The following is a 21,859-nucleotide window of genomic DNA, read 5'->3' as shown; positions in this document are numbered from 1 at the left end:
TTTTCAGTTAAAATTTTTCTGGATATTTGTTTTGTTTTAATGTTTACAGATTTTATTATTTTAAAATATAGGTATGGTTTTCCTTCTCAACCCTCAATCCTAATATAAATGCGAGTGCGTCTATATTTTCATCTGTGCTTCCCCCTGTAAAATCTGCCGTGATTTTTTTGCCTGAAACGCCTTCAGGATATCTGATGTTGACCTGATGGTTTTTCTGTAACACTTCAACAACTTCTTTTAAAGAGACGTCATTAAAGCTCAGGGATAACAAGGCCGATGCTTTCTTCCCCGGGTTTTTCTCAGCGGCTACCGAAAGAACGGCAGCGGTTCCGGAAATTCCGAAATTGGTCCATTTCTGATGGGGTTTCAGGAAATAAACAGGTACGCCCTGAGAGGAAACCGCCACTTTACCTTCATACAAGTCTACCGCTTTATCATTGCCCGACTGGGAAATCTTAAAAACCGTTCCCAGGACCTTCGTGCTGAAGCCGTCAGCGTTGACAATAAACGGATGGGTTTTGGATTTTGCTACGGAAAATATAGCATCTCCTTTTAAAGCAACGATCCGGGTTTCGGCCGGGAAAGATTTTTCTACCGTAAGCTCCGCACCCGGAAACAGGTTTACGGATGAACCGTCTGCCAGATATACTTTTCGGTTGACGGATTCTGCGATATAGACATCCGGCTTAAAGAAAGTAAAATAGGTAAAAATTCCCCCTAAAGATAACAGGAGCAGGATAACCGCCGCAACCCGGTATAAGTATGGGATAAAACCGATTTTATGATCTGTTGTTATGGCTGACTGGGCAAAGTAAGGCTCTAAAGCGATCAGAATCCTTTCCTTGGATTCATTGATGTGATTTTGATCCAGGTCTTTTTCAACATGCATTTTCCATTTTTCCAAAATCTCAGTTTCTTTCGGGGAAATCTTTTCTCCTGAAACTTCCCTTTGCCAAAGTCTGAAAACCAATGCCTCCGCTTTTTTATATTTTAAACTCTTCATAACCTGTTTAATTCTGAATTCTCTTCGTTTACTATTGATAAGACTGCGAAAACAAAAAACTTCCCCGGAACCTTTTTAACATCTTATTCATATTGAAACCCGGTTGTTAACAATTTTGGGCATTCCCGGTGCTTTATCAACATTGACGTCATATTGGCGTACGATTTCCCGGAAATAATTAATGTTGGATTTACGAAAGTTCACAAAAAGTTAATTTTACATTAGGTAATTTTGCGGGGTAATTATGAGACCGACAGATCAGACTTTACTGAATACCATACAATCAGGTGACCGTCCTTCTTTCATGCTGCTGTATGAAAGATACTGGGACCGCCTGTACGGTTTTGTCTTTGGCAGGACGAGGAATAAAGAAACGGCAGAAGAAATCCTGCAGAATCTGTGGATTAAAATTCTAGAAGATCCCGGCAGCATACAGACCGATGACTCGGAAAGCGCAAAAGGCTATTTATTGCGCCACCTCCACTACAGGATCCTTGATTTCTATAACCAGTCCAAAAAAGACCCGTCAACCGTAAGCATTGACGAATCAGACCTTCCGATCGAAATAACGGACACCGAATATTTTGAGATTCTTGAAGAACATGATATTTCAGCTTTATTCGGAATGATCGACCAGGTGGTTTCGAAACTTCCGGCTACCGAACAAAAAGTATTTGAAATGAGAATCCGGGAAAACAAATCCGTTGATGAGACCGCAGAAGCGCTGGGCCTAAGCAACAAGACAGTGAGCAACAAATTAAGCAAAACGCTCGGCGAAATACGCGAACAGCTGAATCCCGATTACCAGTCCTCCAAAAAGTTTATTACCCTATTGATGCTGATGGAGATCATTGCCAAACAATAAGGCCATCTTTAAATACTTCAGATCCGGCATGGTCAATATTATCTTAGAGGGAAAAAAGACGTAAGTTAATATATCTCTTTTCACATACACAAAAGTTCAATATATTTGTGATTAGGATAAACTTCATCCGTACATCGATTAACCAACCATCATTTCATGAGAATATACTTTGGATCTCTAGCTTTACTGGTATTACTTCCGTTAAAAATATATGGACAGCAAAGCCCGTCTGCTGACGAATTATTTGTAAAGGCAAGGACAGCCGCATTTGAAAACAAAGATTATACGACCTCTATTACACTGGCTAAACAGGCACTGGAAACAGCGCCCAACTACACTGATATTTCCGTTTTTCTGGGAAGGGTATACACCTGGAATAAAGATCTGGAATCAGCCAGAGCGGTTTTCGACGGACTTGACAAAAGGGCGGTTCAGGATGAAGATTATTTTATTGCCTATGCTTCTCTGGAATACTGGAATGACCAGTACCCCAAAGTCATTGAGATTATTGACAAAGGCCTGGCCTATCATCCCCAATCCGAAGCCCTCTGGCTGTTAAAGGCAAAAACCTATTATGCCGACAAGAACTATGATGAATCTCAAAAAGCCCTTAAAACTCTTTTGGCGATTAATCCGAAGAATACGGAAGCCAACAGCCTGGCTGTTAAAATAAACGAACTTACTTCTAAAAATGCCATCAGCCTTACTTATAATTATTCCCATTTTGACCGGCAGTTTGATGATGACTGGCACATTGTAGGGCTGAGCTATAAAAGGGTGACGCCCATCGGATCCGTCATCATCAGAGGAAATTATGCCAATAAATTTGCACAGGACGGAACACAGATCGAGCTGGAGGCCTATCCAAGGATATCCAATACGTTCTATCTGTATGTAGGCGGGGCTTATTCCAATGATGTCGGGCTGTTTGCGAAATACCGCACAGGCGTTTCCCTGAATGCCAACCTCCCGCACAGCTTCGAGGCAGAAATCGGTTACCGGCAGCTTTACTTCAGCAACAGCATCTGGATGTATACCGCTTCGGTAGGAAAATATTATAAAAACTTCTGGTTCAATCTCCGGACCTACATTACTCCGGACAGCAAGAATATTTCGCATTCCTATACGGGAACCGTGAGATATTATACTAAAAGTGCCCAGGATTATGTTGCCTTCCAGATCGGAACGGGAATCAGCCCGGAAGAAAACCGCAACAATCTTCTGGAAAATGAAACCTTTAAGCTGAAGACCTTTAAAGTAGGCGCCGAATATAATTTCTCCGTAAAGACCAATGCCTTTTCTCTGGGAGCCATGTATTATAACCAGGAATACCGCCCGAATGAAAAAGGAAACCAGTTCGATGTTACATTAGGCTATACGAGAAAGTTTTAGAATGCGGTTTATTTTGATCTTCTTTTCTTCATAAAATTGATCATCACTGAATCCGGCATCAGTTTACCGGAAGTATAAAACCTTGAGTTCATGCTTTTGAACCGCCTAAACTGTTTGCTGACCTTTTTCAGGGCGGCAGCGTCCTCATCAGGTTCTTCATCGGAATTGGCAAGGGTAAACAGCTTATCATTGTGGAGATAATATTTCCCGGAAACAAAATCGACCATCATGTCTTTGCTCTGCATAATCGGAATGTCTGCCTTACTGATCTCCTGATCAGGAGAAAAACCTCTCCCCATCCACGTCACGGTTGACGGAGTCTGTATTTTGTAATTATTTCTGTAAAAAGCCAGAACGGAAGGGGCAATATCAAAATGACTCGTCGTTTTATGGAAACGTTTCGGTTCCTTCAGCAATGGAGAATAGATCATTAACGGAACATGGAACCTGTCAATATTGGACTGCAGGGTAATTTCCGGCATACTGTGATCCCCTGTAATGACAAAAATGGTATTTTCAAAATCAGCGCGTTTACGGTAATTTCCGAAAAAGCTTTTCAACGCATCATCCGCATTAAGCATGGAAACCAGCTGATTTTTAAAGCCGGAAGCCCATTTTTTCTGTTCCGGAGACAGAAGATCCGACTGTAATCTCTCATTATACAGTTTTTCATAATACGCTCTTTTATTGATCAGAAAAGGGTTATGGGTGGAAAGCGTAAGGAGCATATTGAAATAAGGTCTTTCCTGTAATTTCTGCATTTCCAGCATTTTGCTGAAGACCGCCTGGTCTTCATATCCCCAGCTTTCGCCGTTATTAGCCGGAAGCTTCCGGTAAGGGCTGCTGAATGACGGTTCATCTACAATATGGTCCACCTTGCTGTATTCCAGGAATTCCCGGTACCGGTCAAACGATACGTGGCCGCCGTAATAGAATCCTGTTTCGAATCCGTTTGCTTTCAGGATGTTATACAGGTTAAAGTTTTCCGGGGTCTTGCCGATTTCCAGAAACCCGTTTTTCCCGAAAGGAAGCGACCCGGTAATGGAGGGCAGGGCCCCGAACGTCCTTCCTGCCGAGCTTAAATTGTTTTCCCAATACAGGCTTTTATAAGACAGAGAGTCCAGAAAAGGGGTGAAATTCCCGATGTATCCCTTAGGGGAAGTATAGGCATGACCGAACCCTTCCAGGACTACCAGGACCAGATTGGGAATCTTCGGAGACCGGTTAAAATGGCTCCCCAGAAAGTCCGGCGTCTTCTCTTTCCGCCAGAAAGGAAATGCGTCGTTCAGCATTTCAGGATCTGCGGAAAAGTCTTCTGTATCCCCCCATAACTGGGCAATTTCCGGATGGTCATTGATAAAATTATCTTCATTGGAAGTAAAGAAATAAGTCCATTTGCTTTTGGCAGCCGTCTGGCTGAATGTATTGGCATGGCTTAATTCATCGGACTGTACCATATGGCCCGGAACAAAAAAAGCAATTAAGCCAAGGGAAAGGAATGCAGCACCTGCATATACTGATCTGAAAGCAGACCTTCCCGCAAACCATAACGGCGTGACTGATACTGCGATCAAAATTCCCAGCAATGCAAAATTTTTGAAATTAAGCATCCCGCTTGCCTTCATGATCTGTTCTATTTCATCCCTGCTGTAGTATAGAAAGTCGGCCCCGAGCATATTCTGGGTCTCGGAAAAATATAAGAACAGAATATACTGTATAATGGTGACAAAACCGAGCACGACCAGGGCCATGGTCCTTGCCCAGCCCTCTTTTATAAAATTAAGAATGAGATAGATGATACCTAAACCGAATATGAGTCTGAAAGCAAATAAAATATTTTCGATGAACAGGCTGGTTATAACGGCATTTGTATCCAGCCCCGGAAAGGAATAACGGTACCAAAGCCATTCGGCGACGGTTCCCAATAAAAACAATACCAGGAAAACCACAGACAGCATCCCCCATTTTTTGAGCCCGTCCTGAAGCATCGCTGAAATCCTTTCTTTTAAAGGTAAATTTTTGGTATTCTGATTAAAGCCCTGCCTTGTCATTTCGCCCCATCCGTGGGATTTTTTAAAATAATCTATAAATCCGCTCACGCCTGCTTTAACCACAATGGGATGAAAGTAGAAAGGCTCTGAAAAAGCAGTCGCGATCAGGGAAAAAAAATCTTTTCTTTTGGTATAGACCTGATAGCTGACGAGGTCTACCAGTATGCCATAAATAGAATACAGGAAGCCCATTGAGACAACCAAGGCAAACAGGATGAAAAAAAACTGCCAGTTAATGATGCCCAGCAAAAGAAAAACAATAAAAATAATGTAGCCTAAAAATTCCACCAACGGGCCCAGAAACTCAAAAAAGAACCAGTAAGGCAGGCTTACCATTCCCAGTTTGCCGTATTTCGGGTTAAACATCATTTTCCGGTGCTTCCATAGGGTTTCAATGGTACCGCGCATCCAGCGGTTCCGCTGCTTCTTAAGAATATCCTTGCTTTCCGGAACTTCCGTCCAGCATAAAGGATCAGGAATGGTCAGCACTTCATAAGGTTCTCCCCTTTCTTCCATATATTTCCGCATACGCACGACCAGCTCCATATCCTCGCCCACCGTAGTTTTATCATAACCGCCGCATTCCAGCACGATTTTCCTGTCAAACACGCCGAAAGCACCGGATATCAGAATCAATCCGGAGGCCCGTGACCAGGCCATCCTTCCGAGTACAAAAGCCCGAATGTATTCCAGTGCCTGTGTCCTTCCCAACAGTGTTTTGGGCATATTGACACTCACGACTTTGCCATCTTCAATGACACAGTTATTGGCAAGACGGATCACCCCTCCACAGGCAATATATTTTTTATCAGTCTGCTCCAGAAACGGTTTGGCCAGCTTTAAAATGGCATCCTGCTCCAGGATACAGTCTACATCAATGCACACCAGATATTCCCCGGAAGAAACATTGATTCCTACATTTAGCGCATCTGCTTTCCCACCGTTTTCCTTATCCACCACAATAAGTTTTTTAAAAGCCGGGTTTTTGCTTTTATATACTCCTTTTATGGCATTGGTCTCAATTTTTCCCTGAACGAAAAAAGAGATGCATTCCAGCTCATAGGCTTCGATCAGCTTCTGGATGGAATCGTCTTTGCTTCCGTCATTTATAATAATAATTTCAAGATTATGGTAATACAGGGACAATAAAGACCTTACATTCTCCACAACGGTCATTCCTTCGTTATAAGCCGGGGCCAGCAGGCTGAACGTGGGAGCATTGGGATTGGCCGCGATCAGGCTGTAGTCGGTGAATGTATTTTCTTTTTTATACCGGAGCACAGCTCCCAGCGCATAAATCCCTACCCAGCCATAAATAATCGCTACGGCCGTTCCATACACAAGAAATAACCATATGACAACTTCATAGATAATGTGTGAGAATTCTAACATACTTTTTCCTGGAGTGCGTATTTAACAATTTGAATTAATTCGTCAGATGAAGATTCATCCTGAGCCAGTTGTGAAAGATATGGATGGTGCCCCAGTGAAAAAAGAGCTTCTGCCGCCTGGACCTTGATTCCCGGATCGGTATTTTCTGACAATTCTTCCTTAAGCAGATCCGTACAGTACTGGTCTTTTGAAATCTTCATCACGCGAAGAATTTCAAGCTGCACCTCAAGAGGCTGATTTGGATAGACTTCAGTAAGGAATTGGATGGTTGAAGGGTTTTCAAGGGACAAAAGCGTCTGTACAGCCTGTACCCTAACCTCATCAGACGGATGCTCCAGCAGACCGACCACATCAGGGTAAAGGGAAAGCATCTGGAATTTCCTTAACAGCTTAAGGGTAAAAATAATAACGGAGTCATTCGTGCTTTCCAGCCAGTTCCCGATGGCTGAGCCGGCATGTTCCGGTATGCTGGTGATGGAGAGGAGCAGCCTCATCTGCTGCCATTCTGAAATTTTAACTGAAGCCGTATTCAGGAATCCAAGCCCTTCGAAGCCTTTAAAGCTGACCATAGCATATTGTGCTTCCTGGTACACCTTTACAGAAGGATGTGATACGAAAGAAGCAATTTTGGGAAGGGCTTCCCGGGCATCCATTACCGTAAGCTCCTGTATTCCTCCGGCAATCAGGTAGGGTTTTTTATGATCCAGCTTCTTGAAGGCTTCACGCTGCAGGTTATACTGTGTAAAAAGGTTTTTAATTTTGTCTTTTGCAGCTCCCGAAAATTTCTTTTCGGAATCCACCAGACTGTGCAGAAATAAATTTCTGAATGAAGAATTGACCGAAAATGCTGCAAACCCGGGATCAGCAGGCACTTCTTCGTCCTCATACACGATAGCTTCGGAAATTTTCCGGTTGATCACCTTCAGCCAGCCAGCCATGCGCACAGATTTTTTATACTCGAAAAAACCGTAAATAAGCACCCCGATAATCAGCGAAAGTACCAATGATAACATTACGATAAAGACAAGAAAAAGAAAATGTACAGAAGTCGTTAACAGCATTTTTATCTATTTGGGGATAAATCTTTTAATCCTTAACATTAGTTCATTGGGACTGAACGGTTTCACGATAAAATCAGAAGCCCCCAGGCTGAAAGCGTTCAGCACTACTTCTTCCTGTCCCATACTTGACAGCATAATGACCGGGATCTGTTTTCCCATCCCCTGTATGGCGGAAAGTATTTCTATTCCTGAGGCAAAGGGCATCATGATATCGGTAATGGCAAGATCAACATCTTTTTCCTTTAGGGTTTCGATGGCTTCCTTACCGTTACGGGTCAGGATAACCTCATGGCCCTCTTTTAATAATTTGTGTTCTATGGTTTTTAGAATCAGTTCATCGTCTTCGGCGATCAGAATCAACATAGTTTTCTTTTTATTTTATTAAACCTTTTATCAAATTCAATCCAATTGATATTTCTTGTATAATTTCCTGTTGCGCAGAGAGAAAATCTATGTCCCCGGCCGCTTCTTTTTCCCAGTGTGAAGCCGTTTTTGCCAGTTTTACAAGGCCGGCCGTTCCGGCGGTGCCTTTAAGTTTATGAAGAATCGTCTTCAGTTCATCCGCATTCTTTTGTGCAACGGCCTCTTTTACATTGTCTTCCGCCTGTTCAAGCTGCTGGATGACCAGGTTCAGAAACATTATTTTAAAATCTTCATCATCTTCTCCCGTCTGCTCATTGAGAACATTGATATCGAAATAAGCTTCCTGTTTTACAGAGGCTTCGTTTTCTTTGGTACCGTTTGAAACATATTTTTTCAGCATTTCCAGAAGGTCAGCCTGCCTAAGGGGTTTCGGCAGAAAATCATTCATCCCTGAATCCAGGCATTTTTCTTTTTCCCCGATGATGGTTCCTGCCGTCACTCCGATGATCGGAACATCCGCATATGCCGGCAGCAAACGAATCTGTTTGGTGGCTTCAATACCATCCATCACCGGCATCTGTACGTCCATCAGCACAAGGGAAAAACGCCCGCTTCTGCAGTGCTCCAGAGCTTCCAGGCCATTCACGGCTTCCGTGAGCTGTACATCCGGGATGAGGGATTTCACCATCCTGTTGTTGAGGACCATGTTTACCGGGTTGTCATCCGCCAGCAAAACCTGAAGCCCTGATGTAAATGAAGAATATTCTGTTTTTTCCGGTTCTGCTATGGATATTTCTTTCTCATTGTCTTCCACCGCACGCCTCAGGGTTTTGTATAATTCCTCAGATTTTATAGGTTTCAAAAGGAAATACGAATTTTCTTCCTGGCGGAAAGAGTTGATGACATCGTGTTCTTCCGAGGAAGTATGAAGGATAACCAGGGGAGAAATCTCGTTCTTTTTATCAAATAACTGTTTGATTTTTTCAATGGTTTCAAGCCCGGAAATAACCGGCATATGATAATCCATCAAGATAACATCGAAACGCTCTCCGGCCAGGAGGATCTGCAGGGCTTCCATTCCGTTGGCCGCCAGTTTAGATTCAATATGCTTATAAGCCAGCATATGCTCAAGGATAATCCTGTTGGCTTCATTGTCATCAACAATAAGCACTTTTTTAATTTTCAGTTCATCATCGTCGTTCAAAGAAGATAATTCATAAGGAACTTCGATATCAAAGAAAAATACGGAACCTTCCTCCAGCTTGCTGGTTAATGAAAGGTGGCTTCCCATATATCTCAAAATATTGTTTGAAATGGTGAGGCCTAGCCCAGTACCGCCATAGCGCTTGCTGATGGAGCTGTTCTCCTGGGTGAACGCATCAAAAATATGCTGCTGTTTCTCAACCGGGATCCCGATTCCCGTATCCCGCACTGAAAACCTCAATGTGATGTTTTCTTCATTGCTGCTGAGCTTTTCCACTTTCAGTTCGATCTCCCCTTTTTCTGTGAATTTTACGGCATTGCCCAAAAGGTTGATAAGAATCTGCTTTAAACGGGATTCGTCAAGCAACAGCGTTTTCGGCAATCCCTGCTCAATGTTCAGCAGCAGTTCAATATTTTTTCTCTGCGATTGGTAAAGAATAACATTGATCACCTGGCTTACCAGGTCATATACATCAGATTTTTCAATGAGAAGATCCATCTTCCCGGATTCTATTTTAGAAAAATCAAGAATATCATTAATAATGGTCAGCAGGTTTTCTCCCGATTCGTTAATATAATTAAGATACTGCGTCTGCATTTCATTCAGCGGAGTCCGCAGGAGAAGGTCGGAAAATCCGATGACCCCGTTCAGCGGCGTACGGATTTCATGGCTCATGTTGGCCAGGAATTCAGATTTGGCTTTGCTGGCAATATCGGCTGTTTTCTTTGCATTTTTAAGCTCTTCATTGGCTTTTACGATATTTGTAATATTCTGTACAGATACCACGACCCCGCCGATCACTTCATCTGAAATATACCACGGGCCTACCCTGACACTGTAATTCTGGGGCTCTTCTTTATGTTCAAGCTCCAGGGTAAAGTTTTCATTTTTATACGCATTGCCTTTTAATGCATCTCGGTATATGGATCTTCGTTCTTTCGGAACATTCGGTGAAATCGTAAAAATATTTTCTCCGATAAGTTCAACATTGTTCATATTGAATTCTTCCTTCCATTTGCTGCTTACCGAAACATAATTAAGGTCTTTGTCAAACATGGCCACCGCAACGGGAACGTAAGTTGCAAACGACTGCATCATCGCCTCGTTCTTAGCCAGCTCGAGATACATGTTTTTAAAGGTATCAATATCCTGAATGATCCCGAATACCCTTTTACAGACCCCATCTTCAAATTCAGGAATTCCTTTCAGCCTTACCCATATGGTAACTCCGTCATTGCGGACAAGCTGCAGTTCTTCATCATAGGGAACCCCTTCTGATATCGCTCTGTCCAGTAAAAATCCTATTTTTGCCCGGTCTTCTTCCTTGAAAAAACGAACGGCATTTTCAAAATCCGGGTTAAAATCCGGGTCTACTTTATGAATTTCTTTTGCCGTCTGTGACCAGAATACGGAATTATCTTTAAGGTTCAGTTCCCAGCCTCCTACCTGTGCAGTAGAACTGGTCTCTTCCAGTATTTTTTTTACATGAAGAAATTCCCTTTCCAAAGTCATTCTTTCGGTGACATTCAGGGCTGTACTGACTACATAAGATTCGCCGTTTTTATTGATTTCTACCAGGTTATGGTACATCCAGATCAGTTCTTCACCATCTTTTGTTGTGAGGATCATGGTCCCGAAATCTTCCTTATTGTCATTGATACGCTGCAGATATTGCTCAAGCAAAGGCCAGTTGGCTTCAGGTACCAGATCTTTTAGATTCAATCTGTTCACCTCTTCTGCAGAGTACTTCAGGGTTTCCCGTCCTTTTTCGTTAACTGACAGAATATTGCCTTCCATATCATGCATACTCATTAAACCGATCGCATTTTCGAAAAAACTTCTGAAACGGCGTTCAGAATCCTCAAGCTGCAATCGTTCCTCGATATGCTGGGTAATATTGATTCCGAAACAGAAAATTTCAGACTGGTTCCGGTTTCGCTTCAGATGCCATTCTATAATGACAGGAGCTGCCTCGTTGATCTTTGTAGAAGTGGTAAAAACCAGTTCTTCATCGGTTTTCAGATTTTCAATATCCAATACCAACGCCGGGTCCTGTTCTCCTATAAGCGTCAAAAAGTTGACATGGAACGCATGATCCCGGTGGATGCTGAATGTTCTTTCAAAAGCAGGATTAATATCATTAAGTATAAACTCATTATCCAGCACACAGATCAGATTATTGGAAATATTATAGGTCTGCTGAAAATATTCGGCCTGAATATTTTTCCTTTTGCCCATAAACAGCTTTGTAATGATCTTTCCCAGTTTTTTAAGCGTTCTGACCTGATCCTCTGATATATTTTTAGGCTTATAATCTATCACGCAAAGCGTTCCCAGTGCAAAACCTTCATCATCAATCAGCGGAACTCCCGCATAAAAACGGATTCCGCCTTCCAGAATCAGGGGATTACTTGACGATCTTTCATCGGCAAGCGTATCATTGATGATAACGATATCCCCGCTCGCAATGGAATACTGGCAGATGGTGTCTTTCCGGTCTACGCTATCGATAGACATGCCTACACAGCTTTGTATGGTCTGGATCTGGCTTTCCATTACGGTAACCAATGCACTCGGACAGTCAGTAACCAGACAGGCCGTTTCTGCAAAAATATCTAATTCAGGATCTTTGGGTAAGTTTAAAAGACCGAACAGTTCCAGTCTTTTTAGTCTTTCATCTTCGTTACCGGGGACCGGATAATTATTCATATTGTTAATCAGCTTTCATTATAAGGTTAAATATACTAAGAAAATTATTACTACAGCTATTTTATGTTAAGTTTGGATTTATATCCCGTAAATATGATTAATGCATAATCAGTGGTTCTGTCCGGATATTGCAAGCCTTTTTATAGGAATCATATGGTTCGATATAGCTTTAAACAAACTTAAAAATGACTGCAACAGATCATTACCGTTGTTCACATATTAAACATCCGGATGTTCATAAGAGCCTGTTATTATTTGGTTCAAAAAAATTTCCCGCAAATTATGGAAATCCTGCGGATTTTTATGTGCATTTAAACCTGATTTTTAGCCGTCAGGATATCTGCAATGTCTTTTAGTGATATCAAACCTGAAAATTTATTCAGGATTAGTAAATGATACAACAATTTTGTATAATTTAGCTCATGATAACATTAAAAAAATTTCAATCATTTTACTGCCAGCCTGTTATTCCTGCAACAAAAAACAGCAATACCGGACTGGGCCCTCAATATCAGGCCTGATCTTCAAAGATCAGAATGATTCAAAATTTATAATTTCTGATAAAAAATAAATAAGAATGAGAAATCTAACTTCCATCGCCATATTGATTTTGCTGCTTTCCTTTTCTTTTGTGAAAGCCCAAAAAATTTCCGACGGCGAAACGGTTGACCTGAATGGACTGGCCGTGACCTTCAGTATTTTGAATAAAGAATCGGTAACTGCCGGCGGGAAAAACTTTGACCGCTACAAAGTCTCGGCTAACCTGGTCAACAATTCGCCGAAAACCTTCAATATGAGACTAAGCAGCGCGCCTCAGATTGTCCTGAATACGGCACTGGTGGAATTAAACTGCATCAATGCCACAGGCGCAAAACTAACTTCCAAAAAACTGGATCTGAAAATGAAGCCTCAGAATGTAAATGTCACCTATTGGGCCTATACAAAAGAAGGCAAATATGAAAGTGCGGTCATTCCGATTGTTGCAGGGTATTATCTGGACACTGGAGATACGGTAAGCGACACTGCCGTTTTCATGGTTCCTGCAGGTGAACAGCCGAATGTTTCGGTGAGAAAACTTCAGTAATACGTCTCATTAAAGAATATTGAAGGGGGGAAAATTTGCCCCTAATACTTTTTGCCGGTATCGGGTACGGAAAGTCATAGAATCCATAACCAGCCGGAGAAGCAGCGTATTGGCGTAATCTGCAACTGTTGATTTTAATAACCAGCAACAAGTGTTTCTGCAGACAATAAATATCTTATTCCCTTGATAGATATGTTTTGAGATCAAATGGCAGTTCATATCCGGAAAGAAAGACATGTAGGTGTACAATTACCATTCAGATTTTTATCAATCCTAATGATACGATAATGATCATTGTGAATAAAAATGCGGCGAATAAGTAAACAACATAGCTTAAAATGCTCCTTGCAAGAACTTCCTTCATTCCCATTTTGCTGAAGAACTGTTTATTCGTCCAGAAGATCAAAATAAAATCAATCAAAAAAAGAAAGTCTGAAATCACCCTGAAACCTGACCGGTCTTTGACAAAATATAAAACCGGTAAAAAAAGGATGTGAACAGATAACCTTTGCGAAGTTTTAAAGGCTTCAAAAATAATGAATTCATAAAAATTATAGCCGGATTTTTTAAATACAAGCCAGGTCGTCAGGGCATATAAAGGAATGGTGGCCACAACAAACCAGTAATAGTGCTCAAAAACCTTTTCCAGTATCAATCCGGAAGACTCATCAAGGCCGGAACGGTTATTCAGGTCAAGCAGATGATAAATAAGAGCATAGATCGTGGCAAGGATAATGACCATTGAAATGGGCCTGAAATGGCCTATCCTTTTCCCTTCAATATAATCTTCGATAATATAACCGGGTTTCTCAAAAAGTTTTTTTAAAGAATACCCGATACCTTTGTCATAATGTAAAATGCCGTGCTGAATATCTTCCCACAGGAATTCAAGACCAATACGATACGTTTTTGCAGACTGCCCGCATTGGTTACAGTATTTCCCTTCGAATACATTTCCGCAATTTTTACATTTTGTCATACGCTGAGTTTTGATTTTAGCAGGTTGGTTATTCTGTAGTCCTGCCGTATCTATTTTAATAAAAGTAAAAATACTATTTTCTCAGAAATGTAATGCGGTTGAATGTAATGAAATTAAAGATTTCTGGCAAACACATTTCCCTTACCCTAAAATGATTGTTACTTCATGTAATGAATATGTAATTTTATCAACAGAAATTAACGCTAATCCAATCATTTTCATTACTGAGCTCTATTCAGCTTAATCAATGATTTCATCATTTTACGATGTTGGATCAAAGACAAGAGATCAGTAATAAAAAAGCAGATATAATCATGAAATACTGTCCTGATCCAGAAAAGCCCATATCTTATTAATCTGTCATTTAATTTGACTCTGACGATCCATTGTGGTATATCATATTCAGGCGATTTTTGTATTTTTGTGCTCTAAAATCTAAACCGATACTATGACCGATCCAGTGGCGCCCCTAAGTTCTGAGCAGCTCATCAACGTTCTTTCTTCCATCCATACGGCCACAGCTGTGCATGTTGGTGAAGACGCGAGGATTGAATTTGCAAATCATGCGATGTTAACGATCTGGGGCCGGGATACCGGAGTTATTGGCAAAGGCCTGGTTGAGGCCATGCCCGAACTTTCCGGTCAGCCGTTTCTGGAGATGTTTGCACGGGTATGGCGTGAAGGCATAACGATCTCGGGAAATGATACCCCTGCAGAAATATTGGTAGATGGAATACTAAGCACGTATTACTTTGATTTTGAATACCGTGCCGTGAAAGACGGAAGCGGCCGTGTAATAGCCGTTTTACATACGGCTACTGATGTAACGGAGCGATACCTGAACAAGCGCGAACTGGAAGAGGCAGCCCGTAACAGGGAATTGCTCCTTCGTGAGCAGTCCCTGAACGAGGAACTGGCGGCGACCAATGAAGAGCTCAATGCGACTAATGAGGAACTCCTGACAAGCAGGGAACAACTTTCACGCATGAACATTGAACTGGAATCCATGGTGGACGATCGCGTGAAGGCGTTTATCGAAAGTGAAGAGCGCTTCAGGTCTATGGCTGACAACACAGACGTGCTGATAGCCGTAAGAGACGAGACAGGGCAGCTGATCTATTTTAACAAGGCCTGGGCAGAGCTTACCGGGAGAACCGCAGATAAACTGATCAGCAAAGGATGGTATGATCTGATCCATCCCCTCGACAGGCAAAAATTCATTGCTATTCATCAGCAGGCATTTACCCGAAGAGTTTCCTACAGCGATGAGATCCGGATACTCGGATCTGACGGATCATACCATTGGCTGCTGAAAAAAGGAACGCCAAGATTTCTTTCCGACGGGACCTTTGCAGGATATATCAGTTCCTGCATTGATATTACCCAGCGGAAACTGGATGAGCAGCTGCTGCAGGATATGAATGAAGAACTGGCAGCCTCCAATGAAGAGTTTGCAGCCCTGAATGAGGAACTCGCCGCCACCAACGAAGAGCTGGCAGAGTCCAATGACGAACTGCTGATCAGTGAAGCGCGGTTCCGCAACCTGATCAATCAGGCGCCGTTTGCCATCTGTGTGATCAGGGCGGAGGATCTGATCGTAACGGAAGTCAATAAAGGGTATCTGGAGTTGGTGGGCAAAACCCGTGAACAGTTAGAAAACCAATCGATCTGGGTGGCTGTGGCTGAAGCGGCGCCGGTGTATGCACCGTTAATGCAGCAAGTCATTACCACCGGCGTGGCTTTCCATGGAAGAGAGCATGAACTGATATTGAACCGGAATGGCATGGCTGAAACGGTATTTGTAGATTTCGTGTATGAGCCGGTAACAGACTCAAAAGGCACCGTAACATCGATTATGGTGGCAGGCAACGATGTAACGGATAAAGTGCTGGCCAGAAAGCAGATTGAAGATGTTGAGGAGCGTAGCCGCCTTGCCATTGAAGCGGCAGAGATCGGAACCTATGAACTCAGCTATGAAGACTATTCAGTAAAAGGTTCAAAGCGCTTCGATGAAATATTCGGGGTAACCAGCCCTGTTTCCAGAACACAGGTACTGGCTGCTTTACATCCTTTGGACGCCCATCTGAGTGATCAGGCCCATAGCATTGCCCGAAAGACAGGCAAGCTGTTTTATGAAACCCGCATTTTGCTTGAAGGAGGCTCTGTAAAATGGGTACGCCTGCAGGGAGATGTTCATTATGATAGAGATGGTAACCTGAAAAAACTGCTCGGTACCGTGATTGATATTACCGGTTCCAAACAGCTTCAGCAACAGAAGGATGATTTCATTTCAATCGCCAGCCATGAGCTTAAAACGCCGCTTACCAGCCTGAAGGCTTCTTTACAGCTCCTGGACCGCATGAAGGCCAGCCCGACCCCCATTATGCCAAGGTTAATTGAGCAATGCAACAGGAGCATGGAAAAGATTTCCGAGCTGGTGGAAGAATTGCTGAACGTGACAAAAATAAACCAGGGGAAAGTCATACTGAACAAAAAGAAATTCAGTTTAGCGCATATGGTAGAGGAATGCTGTACCCATGTAGCGCAGCTGGGCACCCATGAGTTGATCGTGGAAGGGGAAAGAAATCTCGAAATCGTGGCCGATGAAAACAGGATAGAGCAGGTCGTTACGAATTTCATCACCAATGCTGTAAAATATGCCCCGGACAGCAGACAGATATTCCTGACGATCGAAAAACTCAGTGATTCAGTGAAGCTTTCTGTCAGGGATAACGGGCCCGGCATTCCGGCTGATAAGCTGCCGCACCTGTTTGACCGCTATTTCAGGGTCGACCAGACAGGCATACAGGTCTCAGGGCTGGGATTAGGATTGTATATCTGTTCGGATATTATCCAGCGCCATGGCGGAAAGATCGGCGTAGAAAGTGTTGAGGGCATAGGAAGCACATTCTGGTTCTCGCTTCCTAACCAGTTTTAATACATTAGATTGTGACTTCTCATTAATTTAGATGTAAATCAAAAATTGAATATTGATGCTGTCGGCGTTACCGACAGCCTGGAATTAATATAGCAATAAAGTGGCACTTTACATCATCAATTGTGCTTGATAAATACTTTGAATACTGAGCCTTTTTCCGGCTCACTTTCCACTTCTATTCTACCGCCGGCCTCTGTCACCATGGTATTCACCAGATATAATCCAACACCGGAACCTTCGTTAGTAGTCCTTATCCGCTTGAACTTTTCAAAAATAATTTTCTGCTCCTCCTTGTTCATGCCGATCCCATTATCAGCAACACTGAGTACAATATATTCTTTTTCTTTGGTGCTTGTAACGGTAATCTCAGGTTTACGATCCACACTCCTATATTGGATCGCGTTACTCAGCAGGTTGTAGACAATACTTCGCAGCTTTCGTCTGATAAACGTAACTTCTGAACAATTATTCAGGTCCACAGTAATCACTGCTCCGGATTCCTGAATTTGCGGGGCAAGGGTCAGCCTCACATCTTCCAGAATATTCCCAAGGTCAATCAATTCTTCAGCAGTCTGCTCACGCTGCTGCTTCCAGCGGGAATCAATAAGATCGCCGATTACTTTCTTCATACTCCCCAGACTGTTTTCTACATTATTGAGCAATGCTGGAAACTTTCCCATACTTTTTTCCGGCAGTCTTTTCAGCATTTCAATAGCCAGTCCGAGTCCATGGATAGGATTTTTAATATCATGTGGTATCAAGCAACAGCTCATGCTCAGAAACGAGCTTTTCCTGCTCTTTCAGATCACGAATACGGGAAGTGATATCAACAAAAGTGATGATGACGCCATTGGTTTTATTTTCTTTACGAATGACATACGGCAGAATGTTCATCTGATACCAGCCAAGATCTGTTGTCTGTATCTCCTTTTCCAGAATTTTACCTGTAGAAATAACCACTTTAATATTATCAATGATTGAGGGATAACGAAAGTGTTCTTCTATCTCTTCTAAGGGCTTGCCTATAAACTCCTTTTTCAGGTTAAACTGCTTCATCGCAGGAGGGGTGAATTTCCGGAGCTTCAGATTAGCGTCTACAAAAAGCTGAGGGATAATCGTATTGCTAAAATAGTTCTCTAACTCTTCATTGAGTTCGATTAACGAGGTTATTTCTTGACTTTTATTCTGCATGTGAAGCCGGGATATTTCGTATTTTTGACACTGCTAAAGTACACATAATTAAAATAACAAAAAGGTAAAGGATAGGCCCGGTTTCAATAGGCATATCTGTTTCAACCCGGTGTTCTGAGCAAGAGATCCGAGGGCGCAGGTAGATATCGTACAGACGGCCAACTGAACCTTTTACTCACAGAAATACTTTAACTATAATGCATTCATGATTATCCATTCCCTACTCAATTGTTCCACAGTCACAATTTTCTAGATACGGATTTAATATATTATCTGTCGTCATGCCTGAGAGATCGGCATAGAAATGTTGAAGGCATAGAAAGCACATTCTGGTTCGCCCTGCCCGATCAATATTAATTTAAAGTATCTGAGTATCATTAATTTGATTGGTGATCATTAATCCAGAGAAAGAAAAATATTAAAAAGCCATTGTCGTATATTTAAAGCCTGTAAATTTGAGTAGCCGATGGAAAAAGACCCCAACATACAATTCTACAATGAACTGTCGGAAGATTATCATTTAATTTTCGATAGCTGGGAAGATGCTGTAAGGATGCAGGCATTGATTTTCCAACGTATCATTACGGAATACGCCAAACCGGATGCAGCTAATGTCCTTGACTGTGCCTGCGGTATCGGCACACAGGCCATCGGGCTCGCCGCTCTTGGCTATCAGGTATCCGGCACCGACCTTAGCCCGAAAGCGATCGGGCGGGCAAAGGCGGAAGCTCAACAGAGAGGGCTGTGTATTTCTTTCCATGTTGCCGATTTCAGGACACTGGATAAGGATATCACCGGTTTATTTGATATCGTCATAGCTTGCGATAATTCACTGCCTCATTTACTGGATGACCATGATATGCTGATGGCGGCGAAAAGCATTTTAACGAAAATGGAATCCGGAGGCTTATTTATCGCCAGTATCCGGGATTATGACAAAGTCTTGGAAGAAAAACCGGAAAGCACACAGCCTACGGTTAAAAATACAGGGGGCCGGAGAACCGTTTCGTTTCAGGTATGGGACTGGATCAAAGAAGATGTTTATACCGTCAACCATTTTACATTAAAAGGTAAAGAAGAACAATTTGAAACTATTGTACGCAAAACAAAATACCGGGCCTATCGCAGAAATTATTTAGCTAAGATATTTGAAACTGCAGGATTTACAGACCTACGCTGGCTTATGCCTGAACAGTCGGGTTACTATCAGCCCATACTGATCGGAAAAAAGGGTTAGTTCCTGTATGTTTTAACTTAATCGTCCATTAAATTATTCTTATCCTGATTCAGGTTAAGGAGGTTATATCACCTTTTTCGATCACCTTTTTTATTTGATCTGATTTGATCTGCCCTATTCTGATATTCATTGAAATTTTAATGATATTATATCAGGATTTAATCTTTAAAATTATTTTCCCGTTTTAATACCTTTTCCGACAATTCTTACTCTTAAAAATCCGAATTGAAAACTTTTAATAACTCGGTCTGCTGCATCACTTCATTTTTACTGCTGATAAGATTATAGTTGGCCTGAAGCCAGTTGTTCCGCACGACAAAAAACGTATAGGCATCCATTAATCCCTCTTTATATTTCTCCTCGGATTTCCGGAAGGATAATTTCTGATTTTCGAAATTGGCCTGCAGTAAGGTATATTTTTCTTCGGAATTCCGGAACTGTGCCTTGATGGAATTGATGCTTTGGATCAGGTTATTGATGATGATTTCTTGATCATAGCCGGAATTGATGACATTGAGTTTTGCGATCTCGACATTATTCTTCACCTGCAGTCTGTTGAAAACAGGAATATTAAGGCTGAACCCAACCTGCTGATTTTTATTCCTTCTGAACTGGTCTGAAAATGCATCAGCCGGTTCGCCGAGAGCTTTGCTGTAGAAAGTTGACCAATTATAAGCACCGTTCAGTGTTGGCAGATAAGCCGACCTTGCGATAGAGACATTTTTTTGCTGGGCTTTTATTTCTGTCTGAACCGATTGATATGCCGGATTTTTTTCTAAAATATTTTTCACAAAATCAGGGTCGTCGAAGCCGGAACGGGAAAGATTTTCTTCTTCCATTTTAAAGTCCAGAGAGTCTTTTGTTAATGCCAGGGCATTCAGTAGATTAATTTTAGAAAGATCCCTGGAATTCTTTGCCGTTACCCATTGTTCCTGTAAAGTTCCGAGGTTGGCTTTGATGTCATACACATCACTTTTCGGCCGGTTTCCGATCTCCACTTCTTTTTCGGTACGCCTGATCTGATCCTCGATTCCTGAGATCTGAGTTTCCAGAACATCCAGCCAGCTTTTACTGTTCTGATAGGTAAAGAACATTTGGATCACGTTCAGTTTTACCTCATTCTGTGCCTGCTTCATCCTGAAAACAGAGCTTTCTTTATTGATTTTTGACAAAGAAATATTAAGGTAATTCCGCCAGTTCATCAGTTCCCAATTGGCCTGAGCATACACCTGGTCATATTGCGTATTGAGAGATCCTCTTTGATTGGTCGTCTGATCGATCGTAGATCCGAAGCTGTAATTGTGATTAATGCCTGCTTCAACCGACGGAAGCAGCATTCCTTTAGCGGCAGAAATCTGACGTTCGCTTTTTTGAATATTAACCGAAGATTGCCTGACCAAAGGATGATGGGAAGATGCATATTCCAGGCATTGCTTCAAAGTCCAGCTTTGCTGAGCCGGGAGAAGGTTTACGAGGAGTAAAAAAAACAGTTTTTTCATAACAGGTTACCTTTTACAATTTTAGTTTTCAGGGTACGGAATTGCTTTATCCGGTTCTATCGGATTGTAATTCTTTCTGATGATCTCCTGAAGGAATTTTCTTTTCTGATCCAATTGTTCCTGGCTTGTGATCTTTTCGCCTCTGATAACCACCGTTCCGCCATTTTTCAGAGCGTTTTTCATATCAGCAACCGGGTCGTTATAATAATCCAGCTTGACTTTTTGAAACTGTTTCAAAGTAACTTTTACAGGTTGTTTTCCGTAATGGGTTTCCAGAAAATTGGTGGTCGCAAAAGTCTCCGGAAGATTGATGCTTTTCGACAATGTGTAAATGTAAATGCCTTTGTCGTCTTGCAATTCGAAGATCAGTCCGGGCAAACCCCGGAATTTGTATGGCCCTTCCTGAAAAGGAACCGCATTGCAAAACCAGGCTGTCCATTTTCTTCCGCCAAAGTCGGCGGTTGCTTTCTGCAAAGAATATTCTGCGCTTTTTTTGCTCTCGTTTTGTATTTTCCAGTTTATCTCGTCTTTGGAATCAATGACAAAATAATCGAACATACTGTTGTGAAAAGCTTTATTTTCACTGGTATTGGTTTTCCTCAGAATCAATTGGTCAGACTGCGTAGTGTTCTGCCGGTTTTCTCCGGTTTTCTTGCTGATAGAATCGTTTCTGAGGAAATCATAATCGTAGAACCTGGTATAATCCTTATCGATGTCCAGAACCATATTCATTTTATTAATTTGATTATCCCGCTTTATACTCAGTTCATAAATATATCTGTGGGTTTGTGAAAAAGATAATCCGAATGTCAGTACCGCGATAATTAAAAGTTGTTTTTTCATTTTGATTTATTTTTTATAACCCTTCAAGGTTTTTGAAACCCTGAAGGT

At 41.9% G+C, this 21,859-nt stretch carries 15 protein-coding genes; 5 read left to right on the top strand and 10 right to left on the bottom strand.

Annotated elements, in window-relative coordinates:
* Nucleotides 1–55 precede the first annotated feature (55 nt).
* Complete coding sequence (locus H561_RS0121685; protein ID WP_228372331.1) at nt 56–1,003, bottom strand: FecR family protein; 948 nt, start codon at nt 1,001–1,003, stop codon at nt 56–58.
* Nucleotides 1,004–1,247: 244 nt separating this feature from the next.
* On the opposite strand from H561_RS0121685, the gene H561_RS0121680 reads away from it, so the two are divergent.
* Nucleotides 1,248–1,868 (top strand): RNA polymerase sigma factor, encoded by a 621-nt coding sequence (locus H561_RS0121680; RefSeq protein ID WP_027388843.1) that lies wholly within the window; start codon nt 1,248–1,250, stop codon nt 1,866–1,868.
* Between the two features lie 156 nt (nt 1,869–2,024).
* Nucleotides 2,025–3,260, top strand: coding sequence for a YaiO family outer membrane beta-barrel protein (locus tag H561_RS0121675; RefSeq protein ID WP_027388842.1), 1,236 nt, complete (start codon nt 2,025–2,027; stop codon nt 3,258–3,260).
* Between the two features lie 8 nt (nt 3,261–3,268).
* Here the strand turns inward: H561_RS0121675 and H561_RS23150 are convergent, their stop codons facing one another.
* Genes H561_RS23150 through H561_RS0121655 form a run of 4 tightly spaced genes read right to left on the bottom strand, consistent with a single transcriptional unit; the run spans nt 3,269 to nt 12,040 of the window.
* Entirely contained in the window at nt 3,269–6,703 is a 3,435-nt protein-coding gene (locus H561_RS23150) for a sulfatase-like hydrolase/transferase (RefSeq protein ID WP_034763044.1), read from the bottom strand.
* Complete coding sequence (locus H561_RS0121665) at nt 6,697–7,764, bottom strand: HEAT repeat domain-containing protein (protein WP_155845882.1); 1,068 nt, start codon at nt 7,762–7,764, stop codon at nt 6,697–6,699. The genes H561_RS23150 and H561_RS0121665 overlap by 7 nt, the downstream gene beginning before the upstream one ends.
* A 6-nt stretch (nt 7,765–7,770) precedes the next feature.
* Entirely contained in the window at nt 7,771–8,127 is a 357-nt protein-coding gene (locus H561_RS0121660; protein ID WP_027388840.1) for a response regulator transcription factor, read from the bottom strand.
* A gap of 10 nt (nt 8,128–8,137) precedes the next feature.
* Nucleotides 8,138–12,040: a response regulator gene (locus H561_RS0121655; RefSeq protein ID WP_027388839.1), complete on the bottom strand. Its 3,903-nt coding sequence runs from the start codon at nt 12,038–12,040 to the stop codon at nt 8,138–8,140.
* A gap of 577 nt (nt 12,041–12,617) precedes the next feature.
* On the opposite strand from H561_RS0121655, the gene H561_RS0121640 reads away from it, so the two are divergent.
* Entirely contained in the window at nt 12,618–13,124 is a 507-nt protein-coding gene (locus tag H561_RS0121640; protein ID WP_027388837.1) for a hypothetical protein, read from the top strand.
* A 256-nt stretch (nt 13,125–13,380) separates the two neighbouring features.
* On the opposite strand, the gene H561_RS0121630 is transcribed toward H561_RS0121640, so the two are convergent.
* Entirely contained in the window at nt 13,381–14,103 is a 723-nt protein-coding gene (locus tag H561_RS0121630) for a DUF3667 domain-containing protein (protein WP_027388835.1), read from the bottom strand.
* 448 nt (nt 14,104–14,551) lie between these two features.
* Here H561_RS0121630 and H561_RS23540 point away from each other — a divergent pair, with 448 nt between their 5' ends.
* Nucleotides 14,552–17,041, top strand: a complete 2,490-nt coding sequence (locus H561_RS23540) for a PAS domain S-box protein (protein ID WP_051349495.1) — start codon at nt 14,552–14,554, stop codon at nt 17,039–17,041.
* Between the two features lie 116 nt (nt 17,042–17,157).
* Here the strand turns inward: H561_RS23540 and H561_RS24360 are convergent, their stop codons facing one another.
* Both H561_RS24360 and H561_RS24355 read right to left on the bottom strand, forming a co-directional pair.
* A complete protein-coding gene (locus H561_RS24360; protein WP_394330860.1) occupies nt 17,158–17,748 on the bottom strand; it encodes a sensor histidine kinase in 591 nt (196 codons plus the stop codon).
* A 40-nt stretch (nt 17,749–17,788) separates the two neighbouring features.
* Entirely contained in the window at nt 17,789–18,232 is a 444-nt protein-coding gene (locus H561_RS24355; protein ID WP_228372329.1) for a PAS domain-containing protein, read from the bottom strand.
* Nucleotides 18,233–18,698: 466 nt separating this feature from the next.
* Between H561_RS24355 and H561_RS0121615 the strand changes: the two genes are divergently transcribed.
* Entirely contained in the window at nt 18,699–19,469 is a 771-nt protein-coding gene (locus H561_RS0121615; protein WP_027388834.1) for a class I SAM-dependent methyltransferase, read from the top strand.
* Nucleotides 19,470–19,681: 212 nt separating this feature from the next.
* Here the strand turns inward: H561_RS0121615 and H561_RS0121610 are convergent, their stop codons facing one another.
* Both H561_RS0121610 and H561_RS0121605 read right to left on the bottom strand, forming a co-directional pair.
* The gene (locus tag H561_RS0121610; protein ID WP_027388833.1) at nt 19,682–20,968 is read right to left on the bottom strand and encodes a TolC family protein; all 1,287 of its coding nucleotides are present in this window, start codon (nt 20,966–20,968) and stop codon (nt 19,682–19,684) included.
* A 21-nt stretch (nt 20,969–20,989) separates the two neighbouring features.
* On the bottom strand, nt 20,990–21,811 hold the full coding sequence (locus tag H561_RS0121605) for a GLPGLI family protein (protein WP_027388832.1): 822 nt from the start codon (nt 21,809–21,811) through the stop codon (nt 20,990–20,992).
* Nucleotides 21,812–21,859: the final 48 nt, after the last annotated feature.

The sequence above is a fragment of the Chryseobacterium gregarium DSM 19109 genome, assembly GCF_000430845.1.
Classification (GTDB): Bacteria; Bacteroidota; Bacteroidia; order Flavobacteriales; family Weeksellaceae; genus Chryseobacterium; species Chryseobacterium gregarium.
The sequence above is the reverse complement of the archived record's forward strand: the minus strand, read 5'-3'. Positions and strand labels throughout refer to the sequence as shown.